This is a genomic window from candidate division WOR-3 bacterium (genome assembly GCA_016934535.1).
Classification (GTDB): domain Bacteria; phylum SDB-A; class SDB-A; order SDB-A; family SDB-A; genus JAFGIG01.
The window spans coordinates 1-14,481 of sequence record JAFGSQ010000037.1 but is presented as its reverse complement, the minus strand read 5'-3'; the positions used below and the strand labels follow the sequence as shown (position 1 = coordinate 14,481).

The following is a 14,481-nucleotide window of genomic DNA, read 5'->3' as shown; positions in this document are numbered from 1 at the left end:
ATCATGAAACACCTCGAACTTAAACCCATAATTATTACGACTGCACTTTTGCTTCTTTTTTCTTGCGGAACCAGAAAAGACCCGTACAGTTCTTTTGCCAGAATATACAAAGTCGAATTGACCGGTTGTGAAGAGGTCAGTGTAAAAGACATACGGCCTTATCTTTATTCGGACGAAAACGATTTATACAGCCCTTTCTCAAGCTCAAAAAATGTCAAAAACATACTCGCTTATTACTCTCAGCTCGGATTTCTCAAAGCGGCTGTTCTCAATCAAACCGATTCTCTCACACCCAGAGGATACGTCCTGAAATACGAGATAAATGAAGGAGAAAGGTCGGTCATCAATTCAGTGAGTTTGTCTGGGTGTGATTCCGGAACAGACATGTCGGCTTTTGAACAGCACGACATCCTTCCGGGAAAGCCTTTGAATCAGATTAACCTCACGATGGTACAGATAAAAATTGCCTCAGAATACATAAACAGAGGATATTACAACATAAAGATCGAAGACACAATCGTTCCTTTGAGTGCGGATTCACTTTTGTGCGACATTTTTATTTCCGTAGACACTGGAAACAAAGTTTTTATTAACAATGTCGAAATACTTGGTAATTCCAGAGTGAGAACAAAAATAATAGAGATGGAATCAAGATTGAAAAGCGGACAGCTTTTCTTCCCCGATATGCTCGCCAGGGTCAGGAACAATCTTTATTACACGGGTCTTTTCTCGTATGTCTCGGTAAAACCTATGCCGTCAAAACTGCACGAAGACAGTTTGAAAGTCATAATCATGGTCGAGGAATCCAAAATGTCATTTTTCCTCGTCTCACTGAACTACAAAAGCGACAGAAAAACCGGTATAAATCTCAAGTGGGGAAACTACAATCTTTTCGGCAACGCTCAGAGGATTTCAGTTTCTGTCTCCTACGACACTGATTTTCAAGGTGATTACATTGAAAATGCGGAATTGAACTATTCCGAACCTTATTTTTTAGGCACTTCGCTTATTTTTTCGAGCTCTCTTAAAGGCGAAAGAAAAGGTATCGGAGAAAGAAACATTGAATACCTTGAATTTTCGCCTTCTCTGGGCAAAAGGATATCCGCCTGCGGCGTTGTTTATTCAGGCCTCGTCTTTCACAAAGCATGGCTTGACACGACATCTTCATCCGGAACGGATCAGCCGCAATTTACATACAGTAAATTCACAAACAGTCTTATATTCGGCTACACTTTCGATTCCAGGGACAATCCGTTTTCTCCCACTACCGGTCTAAAACAGAATTTTAGGTTTCAGATGGCCGGCAGACCCCTTGGCGGTGACAATTATTTCTACAGACTCGGCTGGGACTGGGTGCGGCTGGCGAAACCGTCGCAATTCGGATACTACGTTTTCCTTCGTTCGACATGGACTTTTCCTTATTCGGTGTCCCTCGAAAACGGCATAAGTTCCGACCAGAAAATCACACTGGGCGGAGTGAATTCACTCCGAGGCTATCCGGAGGGTTCCCTGGGAGACCCCGATGAAATCGGCGGCAACAGCGGCAACGTCCTCATGAACGCCATGACGCAAATCCATTACAGCTCAGGCGAATTCGCGCTTGAATTCTTCGCCGACGCAGGAGGATTGTGGAACTCTTCGAAAGATATATCGCCTTACGAAAACGTAGGTATTTCACTGGGAATCGGAATTATTTACAACACACCGGCCGGACCGATCAGGCTCGAATACGGATTGCCAATGGTCGGCGAACATCGTTACAAAGGAATGATCCAATTTGCTTTCGGCAATCCCTTCTGACAATAAACGGACAGTAAAACCCAAAGAGCGCTGGAGGAAATTCTTTCCGCGATTGAGACTCGTCCCCCTTTTATTTGCAACGGGGATTCTCTATTTTGCCATCGCGTCCGTTTTTCAGGGTAAAGCCGAAGAATTCGCTTTCAAAGAGACAGTAAAAATATTCGAAAATATTTTCGACATCAAAGTCACCTATCAACAGGCCGGGTTTTTTTCCAAGCCTTCTGTCTGGATCAAAGACCTTCACGTATACAACGACAGAGAAGAACTGCTTCTGAGCTGTCCTTACGCTGAAATCAATTTCAGCTTTTTTGACATTATAAACAAAAGGCAAGTCAAATCAGTCTTTTCGGACGGGCTGTTTCTGCAATTCACGCACTCCGAATCCGGTGTACTCAACTGGAATCTTGATCCTAAACCTCAGGACGGTAAACCGCCCGGAGACATATCTTTCCCCAGAATTTCCGCCGAAAGGATATTTGTTTCAAACGGCCGTCTCATTTACGACGCCAAAGAAATATCCGACATATCGGTCGACGCTGTCCTGCTGTCTTATCCCGAAGGCATAAACATAACTGTCGAAAAAGCCGCTTTTTCGACCTGTTATGTTTCCAGTCAGATTTTTTTAAAATCAGATGTCGTGCTCTATCCCGACCTTAGATTATCAGGATTGGTGGAAATCGGAACCGGCAACACTTTCGTTGTTGCCCGTGCCGACGTGTTTTCGAGAGAAGCAAGATTCAGTGCAGTCATCGACACTTTCTGGTCGGATGTCAGTGAGTGGCGCAAAGAAATTTCAGGAAGAATTACAGGAAAGGGAAGTTTTACATATCATGAAGGGTTGAAATATGCCGATTTCAATTTATTTGCCGAAGGGTTGTCGTTTGACAAGTATTTCGCCGACTCGATTTCCTCGGAAATTTCCTACGAAGATGAAATGATATCGACAGACAACTCCAGGATATATTTGGGCGGCGGAGAGATGCTTCTTAACTGTTCTTACGCTCCCAAAACTGATTCGATGTCTTTTCAGTCGGAATTTCAAGGAATCAGATCTCTGGACATAGGATTTCTTTCCGGATTTTCACCAAATCATTTCACTGCCAACGGGACGGCCGCAGGCTGGATAAAAGAACTGAAGAATCCCGATTCTCTTGTCTGCGAAGCGGTTTTTTCTTTCGCCAACTCTTCAGTAAACGATGTCTCGTTGAATTCACTTTACGGAACGCTAAATGCAGGAGCGGGACATTACGCTCTCTCCATCGCCTGCGTTACAGGAGAGTATGGTAACCTGGGAGCACAGATAGATTTTTCAAAAAACGGTTACGATTTAAGTTGCCGTCTTCAGGATTTCAATGTTTCTCTGTTGTCGCAACTTAAAATCACGGACCGGCAGATCCGGGGCAGGCTCAACGGCGTTCTGACGTATGATGGAAAATTTCTAAACGCCGACGTAACCGCTGAGGACGCCGAATTCAACGGTTTTTACTGCCGCTTCATAGACATGGAATTTGAAAACTTCGAAGCCACAAAATTCACCGCCGACGCAGTCAGGATTTCGGGAAGAGGTCTGGTTTACAATAAGTTCACGGCAGAAACGTTTGCCCTTTTTGCAGAAACAACGGACGATTTGCTCGAAGGAAAAGTGTCACTCTCCTCTGAATTTTTCGACGCCGGTTCTTTTTTCGCTTTTGACGCTGAAAATTCAAATATCTTATTTGAAAATTTAACTATCAACTCGGATTCGTTTTTTCTTTTGACGACTTCGCCGTTGATCGTCAGTTTTGCCGACAATCGTCTGTCACTGGACACATTTTACGCCGAAGGTTATTCCGGCCTGAATTTTTCCGCTTCCTGCGAGATAAACGGGGACAACATATCAGGATTTCTCAACGCAGACAGCGTCAGCATGAACTTGAATCCGTTTTTTCCATCCTTACCCCCTATACACGGTTATCTAAACCTTAGATCCGGCTTCTCGGGCCCGCTTTCAGACCCACGGGCTCACGTTCTGATCCGTACGGGAAAAGTCAAGTCCGGACTGCTTTTTCTCGACTTCGCTCACTTGGAAGGCGAAACGACTTTGAGAGGCTTGAAAATCGATACATGCGAGCTGGTTTTTCAAAATAGAACCTCGACAATTTCGGGTTATCTCCCCTTCGGGACTGAAGACGAGATCGATCTTAAAATTCTTTTCGACGACATAGGCCTCTGGCCTCTTGAATTCCTCTCAGACATTGCTGTCATGCTCTCCGGGAATGTCAGGGGAAACGCCTCCATAAAAGGGACGTACAAAGATCCGGACATTTACGGACAAGTTGAGCTTGTCGAAGGCGCCGCGTTCATCAAACCCGCAGGTCAAATAGCTCAAAACATTTCGGCTAAAGCCGATTTTCACGACGACTCTATAAATTTCAGCGTCGCAGGCACGAATTCACGGGGACATTTCGGCGTCGAAGGCGACCTGGTAATGACCGAAGGTTACAGGTCGTTCAATTCCCGGATAAAAATAGATTTCAAGGACGTTGACTATACGGGATTCGAAGGAGTTTGGGCAAACGTCACGGGCAATCTCGAAATTCAAGTAGACTCCAATTTTCACTCGTCTATAAGAGGCGACGCTTTCATAAATCAGGCTCTCATCTCTCCTGTTTCAGAAACACAGTCACAGCCTGCCGCAAACCAGGAAATACCTGACATGGAAATATTCATTGACGGTTCTTCAGGGAACATTATATTCAGGCACGAAATGGCCGAAGTCGAACTCAGCGGGACTTACAATGTTTCTTCATTCGACGGCTTGATCAGCACGAAAGGCGAATTGATCGCAGAACGCGGCAGCATTTTCTATCTCGACAGGAGTTTCAGGATAACCGAGGGACAACTGCTGCTCATAACCGACTCGACTCAAATTGACGGCGAAATAGATTTTTACGGAAAGACTGAAATATATTACTCCGATCCCGCGAACGGGACTTCTCCTGAGTCGAGAGAAGTGACAATAATCGCCCGGCTTTCAGGCAACATCAACTCACCTTCCCTGACACTGACATCTGAACCGAAAATGTCTGAACAGGATATCATTTCACTGCTGACTTTCAACACGACCTGGAGCAACATAACTTCGATTTCAACTATTGCATCTGCCGTGCCTAACAGGGCGGTAAACTACCTTCTCAGGACCAAAGTATTTTCAAGACTCGAAAGGGCTTTGAACCTCAGTGTAATAAATCTCGAGACTCAACTGGGTTCGTCGAACAGCGCCAAACTGACCCTCGCCAAATACGTCACTCGCGATGTCTATGTCGAATACAAGAAAGACATTCTCAACAACACCCCTGCGGATATTACTTTGACCTACAGGATATGGAAGAACACTTCCTTCATCCTTAACAAGGACTCCGATGACATCATGGGAGCAGGTCTGCAGTGGATATGGCGGTATTGAACTGCTTGAACAAACGATTCAGCCGCAGACAGATTCAATAATGTTGCTTTCGACCTTGAATTTTTCGAGAAAAGCACGCCTTTCGCTTTTCATTTTCTGAACCCAGAACCGGTATTCTTCCATTCTCCCGCTTTTTTCGAAAAACAAAACCGGATTGAGGATCTCGGCGGGTACTCTTTCGAGAAGCCACGAATTGGCTCCGTCGGCGACATCTACTATCTGATAACCGAAATCAGGATCTTTTTTCCAGGTGATTCTGTCTTCAAACAAAGCTTCTATCATCGCCGAGGAATGCGAAATCTTGACTTTCAGAGCCTTTTTATTCTCGACGTCCCTTGCGTCGCCGCCAACAAATCCCGTGTTCATCATCCAGGATTGCAAATTGTCGAATAATGCGGCCAAATCCCTGAACCTGTCGGCCTGGAGTTTATGGGTTCTCGGGAAAAAAGGCTGAGTGAATGGAGATCGTGTTTTACCGCGGTCTTTGCCTGCGGCCGAAGTTTTAGAAGTCTCTCCGAGCATGAAGTAACCGGCCGTCTGTTCCGGAGAGGAGAAAAGGACTATTCCCGGAGTCGCCGCGTCTTTCCCTTCATCTCTGTTCAAAATCCCCAAAGACTTCAAAGGGGGAAGATTGTTGAAATCGGCAGCGTTTTCGATGTCGCTCATCGGAATTATGGATCTTCCGTTTTGAGTCCACACGACAAAATCCCAGCCATCGGCGGGAGTAAGGTATTCATCGACCACTTCGCCGGATTTCACTTCTCCCTTTATGTATTTTTCAACGTTTACGGAGTCGGCCCCGGATTCTACCAACATTTTTTTAAGCCTTGCGACTTCGCCGGGCTCCAGAATTTCTTTAGAAAAATCGAATTTGCCGTTTTCGTCGGGATAGACGTTCTCCACCCAGGCGGATGGGCTGAGCGTTCCCCGGTATATAACAGGTTCCGATGCCTCGGTAAGACCGTATGTTTTTGCGAAACACCCGTTCTCCGTTATCGAAAACGTGCCGTCGGGCCAAAGAGAAATCATGTCGTCCTGGATCGGTTTGCTGTATTCGCCTTGCTTAGAAAAAGTAGTCGTAGTTTTTCCGGTTCCGGAAAGTCCCATGATGGCAACCGAAATCTCTTTGTCTTTCGTTTTGACCGTTTTCGCTCCCGCGTGAAGAACGAGGCCGCCCTTTTGATAGACATACTCGTTCAGCATTCTCAGCATGCCTTTTTTGCTTTCTCCGAAATAATCCGGTCCCATAACGTAAGTGATGTAATTCTCAATGTCAAAAATAATGGCCTGATTTCCGGGAAGACCCTGCGCGGGAAAACCGGCCAAAAATACAAGTCTGAAAACCGGCTCAAAAGGTTTTTTCAGAGATTCAGCGTTTTCGACCGATGACCTGGGAAACGACAGTATCTGCTGCATGGCGCCGAGATTAGCCGACACAAGATCGTAATACCATGTCACTCCGACAGCTCTTTTGCCTATACCGGCGTATCGGTCAATTTTTATCATCTTTCCCTGCTTTTTCATGTAATCGCAGGCATTTTTTATGTAATGGTCAGCTTTTTCGCGAGTGATGATTTTACTTGAAAATAGTTTGGCGGCGCTTTCTTCTGCAACTATATATGTGTACTCGGCTTTTCTCGCTTTATTTCTAGTCAGTTTGAGCATGTTTCCGTATGCCGTTTTCATCGATGCAGGCCCGTATTTCAAAGTGAGATCTCTGAATTTCTCCTGATCCGGATTGTCTATCAATTCGACGCCGGCTGGAATGACATTTGCCATCATTTTTTACTCCTTCATTTTTGTATTATAATCTGCCGAGCCGACAGTTTCGCCGTTTCAGGCAATTCACCGACGAGTGGTCCGGCGTATTGATAAAAAAGCTTCGTGACAAAGTTTTCACCGGAATCGTAAAATTCCTTCGGTATCAGTTTGGTTTTTCCGGCGATGTCCGCCAAAAGAGACAGTCTGTATTCGATCTCGTATTCTCCCGTTCTGTGGATTGTAACGGACCCGTCATTCTCCGTGACGGACGAATAAACGACAGCCATTTCTCCGCATTCCCGCGCTTCTTTTGAATCAGTTGCGCTGACGCATCCGGAAAACGACCTCTGAAGATAGCCGAAAGTGTCTGATCTGACTCTTTTTATTTTGAGTTCAGACTTGACCAGTTCGGAAAGCATGTCTCCCAGCGCGCCGGTTCCCGATAGCTGTATGTTGCCGTGTGAATCGAATTCCTTTTTCCCCTTTGAAAGGCTTGCTATAACTGGCTGTCCACCGGCGTCTGTAATCCCTTCACTGACAGCTACGACGCATCTTTTGTATTTTGAAAAGGCGCGATCAACACCCGCGAGAAACTTGCCTGTGTCAAAAGGGTATTCCGGAAGAAAAATCAGATGAGGCGCGTCCCTTTCGTTCTTTTTCGAAAGCGCGGACCCGGCGGTGAGAAAACCGGCGTGCCTTCCCATTACTATTCCGATATAAACTCCCCCGAGAGAATCGTTGTCGCAGTTTATTCCTCCGAAAGCCTGAGCGACAAATTTAGCCGCCGATCCGTATCCCGGAGTGTGGTCGTTGATTAAAAGATCGTTGTCTATTGTCTTGGGGACATGAAAGACCCTTAGGTCATAATTGCTATCCTTCGCTTGTTCGTTAATTATCCTGCAGGTGTCGGCGGAATCGTTTCCTCCGATGTAGAAAAAATACCTTATGTCATGCTTTCTGAACACGTCGAATATTTTAAGACAATATTCCGGGTCGGGTTTGTCTCTCGTGCTTTTGAGAGCGGCGCCAGGGGTAAGAGCAACCTTCTTCATGTTTTCAAAAGAAACAGAAGACAGATCGACGAAATTCTCGTCAATTATCCCCCTGACTCCTCTTATGGATCCGTAAAGCTTGGAAATGTGTGAACAGGTCTTGGATCTGAAGACGATCCCCGCGAGCGTTTGATTTATCACTGCAGTTGGCCCACCGCCCTGCGCGACGACAGCTTTTCCGACGAGTTCGGCCATTTTCAAACCTCCATGTTATTGAGATATGAGAACGATAAATGATGCTATACTTATCAAGGTGCCCATAATACTTGCGTAATCCTGCCACCATCTGAGAGTCACTTCCGGGACTTTGACGACGTCTCCCCTTTCCACCGGCGTGTTTATTCCGTCGCCCTTGTGAACGCCGTCGTAAGAATACACCGTGACTTTGTTAAGCATTCCTCTTTCGGTGACGCCTCCGGCTATGCTGACGTATTCAAAAGCGGTTTTCATGGGAACGAAAGAATATTCCCCCGGAGTTCTCACTCCTCCCAAAACGATTATTGAATTCCTTATTTCAGGTATCATTATCGTGTCGCTGTCTTCGAGGACGAAATCCGCCAAAGCGGTCTGATCTCTGCCGTTTATCCTGAACAATGTCCCGTTTCTCTTTACCGTGATATTTGATACATCGGCGTTCTGGAGAAATCCTCCGGCGATCTCGATAAGATCTTTTAAATTTTCGCCGTCGAATATTTCATGGACTGCCGAAACACTCTGAAAAGTCTCGAGAGTGTCTGTCGACCAAATCACGTCGGAAGTGCCGTAAGGATGCACTGCACCGAAAACTGTCACGGATTTTTTCATTTCCGGAAAATAGAGGACGACGCCTTCTTCCCTGAAAGGCGGGTCATACTCTATATCACCGGTCCTGAGGAATTGTATGTAATCGGCCGTATCTACTGTCCCGTCGAGAAACCTCAGTTCGATGTTCATAAGTGATGCCGTGGATTTCAGCAAAAGAGTTCCGACAGCGTAAGACACTCTCGTAAGGGGAGTGACTTCCAAAGGAGTATTTCCGCTTTGAACCGCCCCTGTCGGCATAATTATAAAATGCCTCGGTCTTACTATAATCAAACGGACTTCAACACCTGTGTAATATTTTCTGACCAGTGTCCTGACTTCTTCTTCGACTTCCTTCAGCGTTCTGCCTTCGGCGTATACTACTCCGAGGGGCATCCCCGATGCGAAATCGGCAGTCATCATGCTTGTCTCTCCGGGAATCGGTGTTTCACTTGGTTCGGCTATAATTGCGGGAGAGCCGACCGTCACTATCATCGTTCCGTCACCGTTTACCACGAGGTCCTGAACGAAACCCTGAGCTCCTGAAATGACCAGTTGGAGCCTGTCTCTCGGGTGAAGAGTATAAGTTTCAGGGTTGATGAGATAAACGTCGTCTCTGACCTGATTGACGACCATGAGTTCCATGAGAAAAATAAAAAACGTCATATTCCGGCGCTCCTTTGAATCAGTTAAAACCGCAATTATAAATTATACGGAGAAATTTTTCAACATCACAGATAAAGAAAAAAGCCCCCGGAACAGGGAGCTTTAATAAGAAAATAAAAGAATTTTATTTGACTTCAATACAGCTGACCGGACAATTGTTTTGGCATTCCATGCAACCCGTACATGCGTCCGGATGTACTACTTTCGCTTTATCTTCTATTTCAAAAACTTTAGGATCTGCCGGACAAACGTCTTTGCACAAACCACAGGCAATACAGTCGGCTTCGTTAACGTATGGTCTCATTTTACCTCCTTTAATTATTGTTTTATTATATTTGGGCTCATAAAAAATGCAAGCTCTTCTTTCATTGACCTTGACCGCTAATGCCAATTATGTAAAATATAGATAACTATGTTTGAATTTATACTCGGGAAAGACATAAACAAAATTCTCGAAAAAGTCAGAAGTTTCGAGGATCAGGGTGAAAATAAAAAAGCCCTCGATCTTCTGGACAAAGAATCGCGCAACCGCGAGGATTACAGCATTTATCTTGAACTGGGAAGGATGCAGGCAAAAATGAACATGCCTGTAGCCACAAGGAACCTGACTATGGCTCACATGCTCGCTCCCGAGAACATACAGAACACGATAAGCAGAGCGGAAGACGGATTCTTTCTCGGCAACAGACTTTCCGAAGTGGGTCTCTTCATAGGTTCTTTATATCTTGAGCAGGGGGATTTCGACAAAGCGAACGATTTCCTTAAAGACGTGCCCAAGGATTATGTCACAAAGGACATCACCGCAAAAAACCAGATACTTAAAAATTTCCCTCAGGGTACCGCTAACCTAAAAAAAAGATCCTCCCTTTTGATGTCGATAGCTTCCCTGACGCTTTACGTCGATAAAGACGCCGCCATTACTCTTTTTGAGGAAGTCGCCACCGAGTTTCCTGACAGAGCGGATCTGATAACCAGTCAACTCGCGTGGATGGCCAAAAGCGAATACAGATCTCCTGTTTCTCACATTTACCTGGGCAAGTTCAATCTCAATTTCGGGAAAGACAGGGAAGCCATTGAATCTTTCAACAGAGCTATTCAGATAGATACCGGATGCGCCGAAAAGATAATAAATGTAATATCGTCAAAAAATCAGCTCAGCTTAGAAACAATGGATTTCCTTTTCAATTTATACGTCTCGACCAACAATCAGGACAAAGCGCTTGAACTTGTAAACAAATCGAATCTTCCGAAAGAAACCGAAGGAAAATACCTCAAATCAATGCTTCAGACGGACAGAAAAAACATTAAAGCGAGAATGCAGTATATTGAACAGTTGATAACTGAAAAAAAACTTTCGGAAGCATCGGCGGAACTCGAATTTTTCACGGATAAAAACGAATACATCGAATGGGTTTCGGGCAAATTAGACCTTCTGCTTGAATCCCCTGACGAACAGATATACAACCTTTGCATTGACATCTATATGAAGAAAGGAGAATCAGGCAAAGCCGTCGACATAATTGAAGTGCTTTTGAAAAACTATCCGGAATCTTACGAAAGAGCCGAATCCTGCCTGCTGGACGCGACTGAACAGAACCTCGAAAACTACAAAGCCATTTATTTGCTTGGAAAAATCAGCGCGGAGAGAGGTACTTTCGACAAGGCGATCCTGATCGCTGACTTCCTGACCTTCTCGGGTTTTATTCAAAACATCGAATATTCCTACGATATATGCTCCGGCCTCATGGAGAGGTTTTCCGACAATTTGAAATTGAACGTTTCTTTTGTCCTCGCGTCCGTCTTCGATAAAATGAATCTGGCTGTTAAAACATCCGAAGCTCTCCTGGAAAGAGATGAAAAAACAATAATTGAACTTCTCATCAAACTCGACGTCCTGAGCGAAATATACCCCGACGTCAGCAAAAATGTCTCACAAATTACATCAATATTCACCGAAAAAATTCAGAGAGAAGACGTTTCTTTTGTCGCTGAAATCCTCTCTTCAATCAAATCGGAAAATCCTGAAAACGCTCTCAAGTACATTCAGATACTGGGCCGAGAACGCCAGGACTTAAAAGACCTCGCTAACGATCTTCTTGATAAAGTTTCAGAAAAATTCCCCAAAAACAAAGACGTCCTCAAAAGCAATATAATAATATTGCTGAGAAAGAAAAATCTTTCTCTGGCACTGGATAAATTACGTGATTTAATGGATTATCCAAAAGAAGACACGTGGACTCTCGATCTTTTCAAGAAATTGAAAAACCATTATCCCGACGACCACCGCGTTCTGTTCGGTTATCTGGATTTTCTACTCAAGAGAAAACTTTTTTCTCAACTTGACACTGAAATGGAAAAAATTCCCGAGAAACTACCTCCTGAGGATAAATCTTATTTTAATCTAATCAAAGGCCAAGTGGCTTTCGAATCAGGTAACGTCAAGGGCGGATTGAATCACGTATCGAAGAGTCTCGATTTTTCACCAAATTATTCAAACCAAATAATAGATCTGCTCGAAAAAGTAAAAAAAACATCGGAAGATCCGAAAGTTTTATACATCCTGTCAAAGGCTTATTCAAAAGCCGGTAAATTCGAAAAATCATCGGAATTGCTGTACGAGCTTTATTCCAAGTCATACGTATCTCCCGACAAAGTCATTAAAGAATTCCAGATGCAGCTTCAGCAAGCTCCTACCGATGCGAGCCTGAGATTTTATCTGGGAAAAATTCTTTCGTCAGAAGGAGAACTCGACAAAGCCGCCGTGGAATTCCAGCTCAGCGTTTCCTACGACGAATCTTTCGCGATTAGATCTCTTGAGGAAATGGAAAAGATAATAACGAACAGCGACTCTGAAAAGAATCTGAACATCATGATAACAATATCTGACAAATGCCAGAAATTCGACGTATTGTACACGACAATAAAGAGAATTGTATCGAGAAATCCCTCCAACAGATCTATAACCGAGTTTTCGAAAAAGAAAATCGCGTCCGAACCAGATAAAAACATTTATAAACTGATATGGGCCGAAATATCTATGAGGAACGACCGTTATGACGAAGCCAAAGACATCCTTCTGAAAATCAAGACCGAGGACTCGTTTGAAAATGGAATTCTTGCGACGCTGATAGAAGAGATCATTGACAAAGGTTTTCTAAATCCCGACCTTTTCCTCAAACACGGTGAAATATCATCCAAGAACGGATTCGAAGAAAAGGCTGTCGAATCCTTTTCGAGAGCTTTTGATTTGAATCCGGGATTCGCGGAAGAAATACTCCCTCAAATTTCACAAATTGAAAATCTCAAAGCTGAAGTACTAAAATGCTACATCATGTACGAAAAAAAGAATTTCGAGGAAAGTGCACGTATTTTACAAGATATCGCCGGCGATCTTCCCGATCAGATCACTAAAGAAATCCTTTTTAGATTCGCAAAGATACCTCCGTCCAGCGACAACTTCAGCCTTCAGCTGATTCTTCTCGATATCATGATAAAAAATAACATGATACAGCAGGCCGTCAAAAGAGTAGAGCTTCTCGATTCCTCAAATCTGAATTCCTCTCAGAAAGAGCACGTTCTCAACGCGGCTCTGGATTTTATAATATCTCACGATAAAAAAAGAGCTCAGAAATTTTTGAAGTCCTACAAGGCGATCACGGGGGATGAAAAATTCATTTCTTGGGCAAACGTAAAAAGACTGAAAGAAATCGAAAAAACAAAAATTTCCTCGGACAATCTTTCTCTCGCCAGAAAAATCAGAGCCGCAGGTTACCCGAAAAAAGCTCTCGCTCTTCTCAATGACGCAAACACACCCGAAGCTTTGTTCGAGAAATGCGTCTGTCTTTATTCCGCTGGAGATTATCCCCGGGCAATTAATTTGATAAAATCTTCAGGCATGAAATCAGGCCAGGAATATTTGGGTAAATTTTTGAAACTTCTCATTTCATGTCACGTCGAAATGTCTGATTTTCTTTCTGCCATGTCCGTTTTAAAAACGGCTTCAAACTATTTAAATGACAATGAAAAAAGAATTTACAGCGATTTAGCGGGGAAAATACTATCTGAATCCCCCCCCCTGATATACACAAAAATTAGAAAAAACAGCGGTTTATTCGATGAAAAAACAATCCAAAAAGCAATTGAGGAATTATGAAGAACTGTCCTTTTTCATCAACGCCGGGAGAAGTAAAGTTATGCGGTCCCGATTGCAATTTTTACGACACAAAGAGTGACAATTGCGGACTCCTAGAAATCGTCGGCGTTTTAAAAGAAATCAAAGACAAATCCGAAGAACTTAAAGAATCTTTCATCGAATTGAAAAACGACCAGACTCTGACAGGAGAAAAGATAAAAGAACTGCCTACACGCGAAAACATGAAGGACTTTTCAAACACTGTCAGGGAAGCGATAGAACCCATCCCGCAAAAAATCGACAACTACTGGACAGTTTCGGATACAATAATCGGACTGATAACAAAATCAACCGTTCTTCTCGAAGAACTGAAAACGCAGGCCAAAGATACTCAATCCAACGAAATGCTCGGTCTGCTTAAAGAAACGGTCGCGAACCTTTCCGAAATCAAACAGAAAGTAGATTTAAAGAACATTGAAAATTCTTTCAAAGACCTCGGAAACAACGAAAAAGACTTTTTCGATACTCTCGCTGTTGACGTTAACAATTCGATAGAAAAAAACCAGGCTCTTCTTATCGAGAACCTGTCTTCATATCTCTTGTCTGCTTCGACAAACATTGAAAAACTCCTTTCGGAACCCAATTACAAAGAGATAATTGATTTTCTGAAGCTAAGTGAAGAGAAGAAACTGGCCGAAAGAGAAACGGCATTAAAATCTCTTGAAGAATTTGTTGCAAAAAATCGGAAAGAGCTCATGGGTTCCGTCGAGAGCTATTTCTCGTCGGTCAAAGGAGACCTCTCGTCTCTTCCTTCTTCCGTTTCCGAAATTGAAAAATTCATAAAA

At 43.8% G+C, this 14,481-nt stretch carries 8 protein-coding genes; 4 read left to right on the top strand and 4 right to left on the bottom strand.

The window, feature by feature from the left end:
* The first annotated feature begins 3 nt into the window (after positions 1 to 3).
* Together JXL83_05960 and JXL83_05955 are read left to right on the top strand one after the other, a co-directional pair.
* Complete coding sequence (locus tag JXL83_05960) at positions 4 to 1,800, top strand: BamA/TamA family outer membrane protein (GenBank protein MBN2363657.1); 1,797 nt, start codon at positions 4 to 6, stop codon at positions 1,798 to 1,800.
* Positions 1,801 to 1,852: 52 nt separating this feature from the next.
* The gene (locus JXL83_05955; GenBank protein ID MBN2363656.1) at positions 1,853 to 5,245 is read left to right on the top strand and encodes a translocation/assembly module TamB domain-containing protein; all 3,393 of its coding nucleotides are present in this window, start codon (positions 1,853 to 1,855) and stop codon (positions 5,243 to 5,245) included.
* 18 nt (positions 5,246 to 5,263) lie between these two features.
* On the opposite strand, the gene JXL83_05950 is transcribed toward JXL83_05955, so the two are convergent.
* From JXL83_05950 to JXL83_05935, 4 genes are all read right to left on the bottom strand, one after another.
* Positions 5,264 to 7,027, bottom strand: a complete 1,764-nt coding sequence (locus JXL83_05950; protein ID MBN2363655.1) for a phosphoenolpyruvate carboxykinase (ATP) — start codon at positions 7,025 to 7,027, stop codon at positions 5,264 to 5,266.
* An 11-nt stretch (positions 7,028 to 7,038) separates the two neighbouring features.
* Positions 7,039 to 8,253 (bottom strand): 6-phosphofructokinase, encoded by a 1,215-nt coding sequence (locus tag JXL83_05945; GenBank protein MBN2363654.1) that lies wholly within the window; start codon positions 8,251 to 8,253, stop codon positions 7,039 to 7,041.
* A gap of 15 nt (positions 8,254 to 8,268) precedes the next feature.
* Entirely contained in the window at positions 8,269 to 9,504 is a 1,236-nt protein-coding gene (locus JXL83_05940) for an SLBB domain-containing protein (protein MBN2363653.1), read from the bottom strand.
* A gap of 124 nt (positions 9,505 to 9,628) precedes the next feature.
* On the bottom strand, positions 9,629 to 9,808 hold the full coding sequence (locus JXL83_05935; GenBank protein MBN2363652.1) for a 4Fe-4S binding protein: 180 nt from the start codon (positions 9,806 to 9,808) through the stop codon (positions 9,629 to 9,631).
* A gap of 108 nt (positions 9,809 to 9,916) precedes the next feature.
* Here JXL83_05935 and JXL83_05930 point away from each other — a divergent pair, with 108 nt between their 5' ends.
* The gene (locus JXL83_05930; GenBank protein MBN2363651.1) at positions 9,917 to 13,657 is read left to right on the top strand and encodes a hypothetical protein; all 3,741 of its coding nucleotides are present in this window, start codon (positions 9,917 to 9,919) and stop codon (positions 13,655 to 13,657) included.
* The coding region (locus JXL83_05925; GenBank protein ID MBN2363650.1) for a hypothetical protein at positions 13,654 to 14,481 on the top strand (828 nt) is incomplete at its 3' end. The genes JXL83_05930 and JXL83_05925, both read left to right, overlap by 4 nt.

Coding starts and splice junctions, on each gene's coding strand:
- JXL83_05960 (MBN2363657.1), top strand. CDS start 4: ATGAAACACCTCGAACTTAAACCCATAATTATTACGACTGCACTTTTG.
- JXL83_05950 (MBN2363655.1), bottom strand. CDS start 7,027: ATGATGGCAAATGTCATTCCAGCCGGCGTCGAATTGATAGACAATCCG.
- JXL83_05945 (MBN2363654.1), bottom strand. CDS start 8,253: ATGGCCGAACTCGTCGGAAAAGCTGTCGTCGCGCAGGGCGGTGGGCCA.
- JXL83_05940 (MBN2363653.1), bottom strand. CDS start 9,504: ATGACGTTTTTTATTTTTCTCATGGAACTCATGGTCGTCAATCAGGTC.
- JXL83_05935 (MBN2363652.1), bottom strand. CDS start 9,808: ATGAGACCATACGTTAACGAAGCCGACTGTATTGCCTGTGGTTTGTGC.
- JXL83_05930 (MBN2363651.1), top strand. CDS start 9,917: ATGTTTGAATTTATACTCGGGAAAGACATAAACAAAATTCTCGAAAAA.